This is a genomic window from Paraburkholderia sp. RL18-085-BIA-A, assembly GCF_046027075.1.
In the GTDB taxonomy this organism is placed as follows: domain Bacteria; phylum Pseudomonadota; class Gammaproteobacteria; order Burkholderiales; family Burkholderiaceae; genus Paraburkholderia.
On the sequence record NZ_JARESU010000397.1, the window covers coordinates 1 to 1594 of the forward strand.

The 1594-nt window shown below is 62.4% G+C and carries 2 protein-coding genes; both read left to right on the top strand.

Annotated features, from left to right (window positions below; translation table 11 throughout):
* A partial coding sequence (locus P0D89_RS52735) for a Mu transposase domain-containing protein (protein WP_408379583.1) occupies positions 1 to 787 on the top strand: 787 nt, incomplete at its 5' end.
* Between the two features lie 5 nt (positions 788 to 792).
* Positions 793 to 1581: an IS21-like element helper ATPase IstB gene (istB, locus tag P0D89_RS52740; RefSeq protein WP_408371109.1), complete on the top strand. Its 789-nt coding sequence runs from the start codon at positions 793 to 795 to the stop codon at positions 1579 to 1581.
* Positions 1582 to 1594: the final 13 nt, after the last annotated feature.

A 1594-nucleotide genomic window follows, 5' to 3' on the forward strand; every position in this document is an offset into this window, starting at 1 on the left:
GGGAATCGTTGAGTCGGGCGTCAAGTATGTCAAGAAATCCTTTGTGCCGCTGCGCACGTTCCGCGACCTGACCGATGCCAACCGGCAGCTGCGCGAATGGATCATGCAGCAGGCCAGCACGCGCGAACATGGCACGACACGCGAGCAGCCGCTGGCGCGCTTTGCCATTGAGAAGCCGCTGCTCACGACGCTGCCTGACGTTGCGCCGGTGCTGGCTGTATGGAGCGAAGTCAAGGTGCATACGGACGGACACGTCGTCTACAAGAAGGCGCTGTACTCCGTGCCGTTCACGCTGGTTGGCAAGAGCCTCTGGCTCAAATCGACTGATACGGTCGTACAGCTGTTCCATCAGCACGAACTCATTGCAACCCATCCACGACTGCGCAAGGCAGGTGATCGCCATACAGTGCGTGACCACCAGCCGCCGGCGGCGCAGGCGTGGCTCGAGCACGATCCGCAGTGGTGCCTGGCTCGTGCCAGGGAGATCGGGCCATCCTGTCACGCGCTGGTTCTCGCGATGTTCAACGACACGGTGCTGGTGAACCTGCGTGGCGCGCAGGGCATCGTCCGTATGCGCGAGAAGTTCGGCGATCAGCGACTGGACGCCGCGTGCGAGCGTGCGCTTGCATTCGCGAGCCCGAAGTACCGCACCGTCAAGACCATCCTCGACAAGGGACTGGACAGCCAGCCCGCCGCAGCAGCGGCGCAAACGTCAACGGCGCCTGCCGACACCTATCTGAACGGCGGCCGCTTCGGTCGTGACCTCCACTCCCTTCTCCTGCATTGAACATCATGAACCCCAGTCCCGAACTGAATACGATCCTCAAGCAACTGCGCCTGTCCGGTGTACTGGACTCGCTCGAGCAGCGCAACCGGCAGGCAATCGATGGACAGCTCGCCTACACCGAATTCCTCGCGATGCTCCTGCATGATGAAGTCGCGCGGCGCGACCAGAAGAAGCTCGGCGCGCGTCTCGTGCGCGCCGGCTTCGGGCTAGGCAAGACACTGGAAACCTTCGACTTCGACCGGCTGCCGAAGCTCAACCGCGCACACATCCACGATCTCGCCACCGGTCGTTACATCGACGAGAAGGTGGCAATCCTGATGGTCGGTCAAACAGGCGTCGGCAAGTCCCACATCGCCCAGGCGCTGGGCCACTGCGCTGCGCGTCAGGGGCGGGACGTGCTGTTCGTCACGCAAACCGATCTGATCAAGAAGCTGCATGCAGCCCGCGCCACGGGCCTCTACGAACGCAAGTTCCAGCAGTTCGTGCGTGTGCCACTGCTGATCGTTGACGACTTCGCGCTCAAACCCCTGCGCGCGCCACACGACGAAGACTTCCACGACCTGGTGGCGGCCAGGTATGAGCGGGCGGCTACCATCCTGACATCCAATCTCGATCTCAGCGAATGGGGTGACGCCTTCCCCGACAACCGGGTTCTCGGCGCCGCGACACTCGACCGGCTACGTCACGGTGCCTACCGCATCGTCATCGAGGGCGAGAGCTTCCGCAAGCCTAAACCGATGCCTGAAAACGGCGAAACCGCCGTTGCAAAATCCAGTAAAAAACCGCATTCTTGAGGCCGTTCGAATC

Coding starts and splice junctions, on each gene's coding strand:
- istB (WP_408371109.1), top strand. CDS start 793: ATGAACCCCAGTCCCGAACTGAATACGATCCTCAAGCAACTGCGCCTG.